Here is a 7042-nt window from a genome sequence, read left to right as displayed (position 1 = left end):
GACCCGAACCCGACCCGCACCGCCGGAGGCGATCTTCCGCGTTCGGCTTCAGTTGGAGGAACCGTGGAAGATGTCCGTTTCGCGGTGGAGTTGTCCGCGTCATGTTCATCGGAACATTTCGCCGGATCGTTAGGGTGGTCGGCATGCAGGTACCGATGTGGTTCTTGGACGAGACGAACTCTCAGGGCAGGGAGAACACCGATCCGCGAGGGAGGGCACCGAGATGAGATCACTTCGGTACTCGATCAATGTCACGCTCGACGGTTCCTGTCATCACGAGGCGGGGCCGCCGCCGGACGAGGAGTCGATGCGGTACTGGGCGACCGAGATGGCACGAGCCGATGCCTTGCTGTTCGGCCGGGTGACCTACGAGATGATGGAGTCGGCGTGGCGGAAGCCGGCGACGGGCGGATGGCCTGACTGGATGGACGATTGGGAGGTTCCGTTCGCCGAGACCATCGACCGGGCGAGGAAGTACGTCGTATCGAGCACGCTGAGCGGGGTTGATTGGAACGCCGAACTGGTGCGAGGAGACTTGGGGCCAGCGGTTCGGCGGCTCAAGCAGGAGTCAGGTGAGCGCCTGTGGGTGGGTGGTGTGACGCTCCCCCTGGCACTGGCGGATCTGGGACTGATCGACGAGTACGAGTTCCTTGTGCAGCCGGTCATTGCCGGACACGGGCCGACGTTGCTCGCCGGTCTGCGCGACCGTATCCAGCTCGAGCTTGTTGATCGCCATGAGTTCCGGTCAGGTGCGGTCGCGTTGCGGTACCGGCCCACGCGAGCAACGGCTTGACGGGAGTCGTCATGGCAGGTCGGATACCTCGCGACGAAACGAGGATTCTCTGCATCGCAGCTGGACTAGTCCGTTCGGCGGACGAAACGTCCATCGCGGACAACTTACTCGTGGCAACCGTACTCCGAGGCCGTCGGTCGGACATCTCCGAGTGAGTGCTGGAAACAGAGCGAGAACGATGTCGCCGCCGCATTCCCAATCCCGTGGTGGCTCTCACGCTTGCACGTTTCCGGGACGTCGCTGAGGTGAGACCAGACGTGGTCGACTCGTGCATGACCCACGAGGCTTCGGTGTTGAAGACTCTTCTCGCCAACGTGTCGACAGGCATGCGGAGAGGGGCTTGCCACGATGACAAAATGTGCAATGCAATGGATCGAGAGGTTGACGAGTGGGTGATGTGCAGGCACGGGACGGCGTTGATCGGTTGCGGTCCGCGCTGTGGCAGGCGGATGCCTCAGAGCGGTTGCAGGCCGCTCTGACCGCGGGCACGCGCCCCGACGATCGATTCATCGACGTACTGGTTGAGCGATGCGAGGTCGAGCCGGACTTCTATGTGCGCGACATGCTGACATGGGCGCTCACTCGGCATGACCGCGCGTACACGGTTGCCGCGCTGCTTGCGCAGTTGGAGTCCGACATCGGACAGGCCCGGAGTCAGGCGCTGCACACGCTGTCGAAGATGGCCGACCCGGACACGTGGTCGGCCGTCACACCCGCTCTCCTTCGTGACAGCGACCCCGAGGTGGCGAGAGCAGCGTGGCGCACTGCTGCCGGGCTGGTGCCGGTGGGCGGTGAGGAACAGTTGGCGTCTCAGTTGGCGTCGCAGTTCGGGCGCGGGGATCGTGACACGCAGCGGAGTCTGAGCCGCGCGTTCGCGACGATCGGGCCGAACGCGAAGCCGGTCGTCGAGCTCGCGGTCGCTTCCGGCGACGACACCATCAGCACGCACGCGCTCGCGACGCTTACCATCATGGACGCACCCGAGGAGCCATTCGACGCGGCCGTTGAGGAGGCGAAGAGGGTCGTCGCACTTCGCGCGGCGCCGACACGGGACTAACGATGCTCAGCGGTGAAGTGGCGCAGCGGTCGGCACCAGTACACGGATGCTGCGCCACGACGACCGGATCAGGCTGCTGACTCCGACCGGACGGACCCGCCCCGAACGGTGGAACTCGTTCGTGGCTTGGACAGTGCGACTCCTTCGCGGTGGCAACAGGTCGCACTGAGCATCACAGGGAAGGGTGAACGCGATGTCGCGACTTGAACCGAGACTAAGGTAAGGCTATCCTAACGGAATGTCTCATCCCGCCGTGGCGCTTGAACGTCCCCCGTATCGGCCGTACTGCGCTCAGGTGCGTGCAGTGCGCCGGCTCACGCCGTCATTCGTGCGGGTGACTTTCACATCTCCCGATTTCGAGCACTTCGGCACCTCGGGTCTTGACCAGCGCATCAAGCTGATCCTGCCGCTGGCGGACGGATCGATCAGCGACATCGGTCAGCGCGACGATGACGCGATCGCCACAGGCGAGTGGTACCAGCGGTGGCGCGATGTTCCCACCGGGATTCGCAGCCCGTTGCGCACCTACACGGTGCGCAACGTCGACCCAATGGCGCGCGAGATCGACGTCGACTTCGTCGTGCACCTCGATGCGGGACCCGCAGGTGAGTGGGCTGCGAACGCCGCCGCCGGTCATGAGATCGTGATCGTCGGTCCCGATGAGCGCAGCCCCCATTCGCACCTCGGGCTGGACTGGCACCCCGGTACCGCCCGCCGCGTGCTGCTTGCCGGCGACGAGACGGCCGTTCCGGCGATCGGCTCGATTCTCGAATCGATCGGCGACGCCTATGACGTCGACGCGCTGATCGAGGTGCCCACGAGCGCGGATGTTGTTCTGCTCGAGGTTCCGGAACGGTTCCGGGTCTCGTGGCTTGCGCGCGATGGCGCCGAGCACGGCGCGCGGCTGACCACCGCGCTCGAGCAGTGGTGCGCGGCATCCGGCGACCTGCTGATGCGGGCCGCATCGCCGGCGCCGCAAGTGGTGGCCGACATCGACGTCGACAGGGAGTTGCTGTGGGAAAGCCCCGACGGCGTGGACGGGGATTTCTACGCGTGGATGGCCGGCGAGGCGGCGACCGTGAAGGCACTGCGCCGACTGCTGGTAACGACCCATGGCGTCGATCGGAAGCGCGTGGCCTTCATGGGCTATTGGCGCAACGGGCAGTCCGAACGGCAGGGATGAGTGCGACGGGCCGGGGACGACACACCCGGATCGTGGCTATTGGAGCGCTCCTGCTGCTGGCGGTCGCGATCATGGCGAGCTTGCTGATCGGTGCGCGCCCGATCTCGCCTGCCGCCGCCGGGGAAGCGCTCTTCGCGTACGATCCGGCGAACAACGACCACATCGTCGTGCTCAGCCAGCGCATCCCGCGCACCCTCATCGGCGTGCTCGCTGGTGCTTCGTTGGCGCTGGCCGGCACGCTGATGCAGGGGCTTACCCGCAATCCGCTCGCCGACCCTGGCCTTCTTGGCATCAACGCCGGCGCCTCGGTCGCGGTTCTTGCCGCCATCACCCTCCTTGGAGTGAGTGTGCCCAGCGGCTTCGTATGGTTCGCCTTCGCCGGCGCGGCCGGCGCGGCGATCGTTGTCGCGCTCATCGGCACACGGGGGCCCGACGGCGGCAACCCCGCGAAACTCGCTCTCACGGGTGCGGCGGTGACGGCCGGTCTTACCGCGGTGACCACTCTCATCCTGACCACTTCGATCCGGGCGCTTGACGTGTACCGCTACTGGTCGGTCGGCGGCCTGACAGCACGGGGCCTCGACACCGTGGTGATCGTCGTGATTCCCATCGTCGCCGGCGCAATCGTTGCGTTCAGCAGTGCACGCGGGCTCGATCTCATCGCACTGGGCGATGCCACCGCATCTGGCCTTGGCCAGAACATCGCTCGGACCCGCGCGCTGGGAGTGATCGCGACTGTGCTGTTGTGCGGTTCGGCCACCGCGATCGCGGGCCCGATCGTGTTCCTCGGTCTGCTTGTGCCGCATGCGCTGCGTGCCGTCGTCGGGGGTGACTACCGGCGTCTGATGCTCATCGGTGCGCCTATGGGGGCCACCGTGCTCCTCATCGCCGATGTGCTCGGTCGCGTGATCGCGCCTCCGGGCGAGGTGCAGGCGGGCATCGTCGTGGCGTTCGTGGGCGCGCCCGTCCTGATCGCGCTCGTGCTGCGCAAGAAGCAGGTGGCGCTGTGACCCTGACCGGACCGTCGCCCGCCCTCGCACGCGTCGACGACGTGCGCCGCCAGGTGCGCCGGCGACGTGCCGTGGTGGTCGCTGCTCTGACGGCGATCGTGATCGTGCTTGTGGTCGTCGCCCTGTCGTTGGGCGATTACCCGCTCTCGCCGGTGCAGATCTGGAGCACGCTCACGGGGGGTGGCGAGCGCATCGAGGCATATGTGCTGTTCCAGGTACGCGCGCCGCGGGTCGTGATGGCGGTCGTCGCCGGCGCCTGCCTGGGGGTGGGCGGAGCACTCTTGCAGGCGCTGCTGCGCAATCCGCTCGCGAGCCCCGACCTTCTGGGCATCAGCGGCGGCAGCAGTGTCGCCGCCGTGTTCGTGCTGTTCATCCTCGGCATCACCGGCCCCGTGCTCGCCATCGCCGCATTTGCGGGAGGCATGTTGGTGGCCGGTCTGCTGCTCCTCGCCGGACGGCGCACCGGCGACGGCGGATTCCGCATCGTGCTCGCGGGTATCGGGGTCTCGTTCCTCAGCGTCGCCATCGTCGGGTACCTGATGGTGCGGGCGAAGGTCGAACTCGCTGCTTCCGCGCTGGTGTGGATCACCGGGTCGCTCTCGTCCTCGGCGTGGTGGCAGGTGCTGATTGTGAGCGTCGTCGCCCTGATCGCGATCCCGGGAGTGCTGACATCGGCGCGCTGGCTGCCCATCACCCAGCTCGGTCCGCCCACAGCCGCCGGACTGGGCGTACGCTCTTCGACCGTCCGATTCGTGACCGTGCTGACCGCTGTCCTGCTGACCGCCGTCACCTGCGCCTTCGTCGGCCCGATCTCGTTCATCGCGCTTTGCGCGCCGGCGATCGCCCGCCCGCTGCTCGGCCGCGGGGCCATCGGCATCGGGTCCAGTGCGCTGACCGGCGCGGCACTGCTCGCGGCCGCCGACCTCGTCGCGCAGTTCGCGATCCCGGACCTGTCGCTGCCCGTCGGTGTTGTCACGGGCGCGATCGGCGCCGTCTTCCTCCTCTGGATCCTCGCCACGTCGAAAGGCCGCCAGCTGTGAACGCTGCCCCCCTCCTGAGCGCGAGCGGCCTGGCCGCGGGCTATCCCGGCCGCCGAGTGATCGAGAACCTTGACCTGCAGATCGCTCCCGGGAGGTTGACAATGATCATCGGGGCCAACGCCTCGGGCAAGTCCACGCTGCTGGGGGTGCTCGCGCGCCTGACCGCACCGGAGGCGGGCACAGTGCGGCTCGACGGCATCGACGTGGCAACCATTCCCCGACGCCAGTTCGCGCAGACCGTGGGTCTGCTGCCGCAGCAGCCGACGGCTCCCGACGGGATCACCGTCGCCGAACTCGTCTCCCGCGGCCGCCACCCGCACCGCGGTGTGTTCTCACGATGGAGCGCCGAGGATTCGCGTCTCGTCGACGAGGCCATGACCAAGACCGGTGTCGCCGGTCTCGCCGACCGTCCGGTGGGCGACCTGTCCGGCGGGCAGCGTCAGCGGGTGTGGATCGCCATGGCGCTCGCCCAGACGCCGCGCATCCTGATGCTGGACGAGCCGACGACGTTCCTCGACCTGAGTCACCAGATCGAAGTTCTCGACCTGCTGATCCAGCTGAACCGGGCTGAGAGCACCACGATCGTCGTCGTTCTGCACGACCTGAACCTCGCCGCCCGCTATGCCGACGACCTCGTCATCATGAGCGATGGCCGCGTTGTGGCCCACGGCCCACCCGCCCACGTGCTGACCGCGGAGGTCATCGCCGAGGCGTTCTCGCTCGATGCGCTCGTAATGGATGACCCGCTCACGGGTGCACCGCTGATCGTTCCCGTCCCCGGCGGCGCACATACCCGCGCCGACACCGCCTGAACAACCCCAAGAAAGGAAACACAGCATGTTTCGAAAGACACGTCTGACCGCCCTCCTGACCACAGGCGCCGTCGGAGCACTGGTGCTCGCCGGCTGCGCGTCGACCCCTGAAACAACGCGCACTAGCGACGCGGCCGGATCCCCCGACGCCTTCCCCGTCACCATGGAGCACCTCTACGGCGAAACGACCATCGAAGCGGCGCCCGAGCGCGTCGCCACGTGGGGATGGGGCGCCACCGACGCGGTGCTCGCCCTCGGAATCGTCCCGGTCGCGATCACCGAAGACACCTTCGGAGCCCCCGCAACGGGCATCACACCATGGGTGCAGGAGGCGATCCAAGACCTCGACGGCGAGACTCCCGTGCTGCTGGACTCGGCCGAGCTCTCAGTCGAGGAACTGCTCGCGACCGACCCCGACGTGCTCATCGCCCCATACTCGGGTCTCTCGCAGGAGGAGTACGACGCCGTGACCGGAGCCGGCGTTCCGGTCGTCGCACCGCAACAGGCGCTGTGGGCCACCCCGTGGCGCGACGTCATCACCGAGACCGGCACGGCGCTGGGCATGGATGACGAGGCTGCCGCGCTCCTGGACGACCTCAACGGCCAGGTCGAAGAGGCAGCCGCTGCGAACCCCGGCTTCGCCGGCATCACGATCGCGTATATCGACGATGACGTGGACACGATGTACATGTATTTGCCAGCCGATGCACGCGTCGAGCTGCTCGAAGACCTCGGATTCGTGACGCCCGAATCGGTGGCGGCTTTGGACGCGGGCGAGGCGACGTTCTATACGACGGTGAGCGCGGAGAACCTCGACCAGATCGACGCCGAGGTCATCTTCACGCAGGCCGAGGATCAGGCCACGCTCGACGAGTTCCTCTCGTCCGAGCGCGGTCGGCTGATTCCTGCGGTCGCGGCGGGAGCCGTCGCCGCGGCGGTCGGCGTCGAGGAGGAGGACTCTGTGAGCCCCACCGCCCTCACGCTGCCCTGGTCGCTGCCCTGGCTTGTCGAGAAGCTTGCTGAGGCGACAGCCGTAGCGAAGGGCTGACACCCGCGCACGCCATCTGGCGGGCCTTCCCGCTCATACGGGGTTCTTCGACCACCTCGTACCCACCTTCGGCGGCGGCGCGGGCGATTTCGCACCTAG

Annotated in this window: 7 protein-coding genes; all 7 read left to right on the top strand. The window is 67.4% G+C overall.

Annotation, left to right across the window (positions count from 1 at the left end):
* Positions 1 to 223: 223 nt before the first annotated feature.
* The 7 genes from QZV84_RS10795 to QZV84_RS10765 all read left to right on the top strand — a co-directional run bounded on the left by QZV84_RS10795 (position 224) and on the right by QZV84_RS10765 (position 6943).
* Positions 224 to 793 carry a dihydrofolate reductase family protein gene (locus QZV84_RS10795; protein WP_292829317.1) on the top strand — a complete coding sequence of 190 codons (570 nt, stop codon included), beginning with the start codon at positions 224 to 226 and terminating at the stop codon, positions 791 to 793.
* Between the two features lie 388 nt (positions 794 to 1181).
* Positions 1182 to 1850, top strand: coding sequence for a HEAT repeat domain-containing protein (locus QZV84_RS10790; RefSeq protein WP_292829315.1), 669 nt, complete (start codon positions 1182 to 1184; stop codon positions 1848 to 1850).
* A gap of 238 nt (positions 1851 to 2088) precedes the next feature.
* Complete coding sequence (locus tag QZV84_RS10785) at positions 2089 to 3033, top strand: siderophore-interacting protein (protein WP_292829313.1); 945 nt, start codon at positions 2089 to 2091, stop codon at positions 3031 to 3033.
* A gap of 32 nt (positions 3034 to 3065) precedes the next feature.
* Positions 3066 to 4043 (top strand): iron ABC transporter permease, encoded by a 978-nt coding sequence (locus QZV84_RS10780; RefSeq protein WP_363331908.1) that lies wholly within the window; start codon positions 3066 to 3068, stop codon positions 4041 to 4043.
* Positions 4040 to 5083, top strand: coding sequence for an iron chelate uptake ABC transporter family permease subunit (locus tag QZV84_RS10775; RefSeq protein ID WP_292829309.1), 1044 nt, complete (start codon positions 4040 to 4042; stop codon positions 5081 to 5083). The genes QZV84_RS10780 and QZV84_RS10775 overlap by 4 nt, the downstream gene beginning before the upstream one ends.
* A complete protein-coding gene (locus QZV84_RS10770; protein ID WP_292829307.1) occupies positions 5080 to 5895 on the top strand; it encodes an ABC transporter ATP-binding protein in 816 nt (271 codons plus the stop codon). Before QZV84_RS10775 ends, QZV84_RS10770 begins: the two co-directional genes overlap by 4 nt.
* A gap of 25 nt (positions 5896 to 5920) precedes the next feature.
* The gene (locus QZV84_RS10765) at positions 5921 to 6943 is read left to right on the top strand and encodes an ABC transporter substrate-binding protein (protein ID WP_292829305.1); all 1023 of its coding nucleotides are present in this window, start codon (positions 5921 to 5923) and stop codon (positions 6941 to 6943) included.
* Positions 6944 to 7042: the final 99 nt, after the last annotated feature.

The organism is Microbacterium sp. (assembly GCF_011620715.1).
Classification (GTDB): Bacteria; Actinomycetota; Actinomycetes; order Actinomycetales; family Microbacteriaceae; genus Microbacterium.
The sequence above is the reverse complement of the archived record's forward strand: the minus strand, read 5'-3'. Positions and strand labels throughout refer to the sequence as shown.

Bases quoted from the DNA above. Each gene is read 5' to 3' on its own strand.
- QZV84_RS10785 (WP_292829313.1), top strand. From the start codon at position 2,089: ATGTCTCATCCCGCCGTGGCGCTTGAACGTCCCCCGTATCGGCCGTAC.
- QZV84_RS10765 (WP_292829305.1), top strand. From the start codon at position 5,921: ATGTTTCGAAAGACACGTCTGACCGCCCTCCTGACCACAGGCGCCGTC.
- QZV84_RS10795 (WP_292829317.1), top strand. From the start codon at position 224: ATGAGATCACTTCGGTACTCGATCAATGTCACGCTCGACGGTTCCTGT.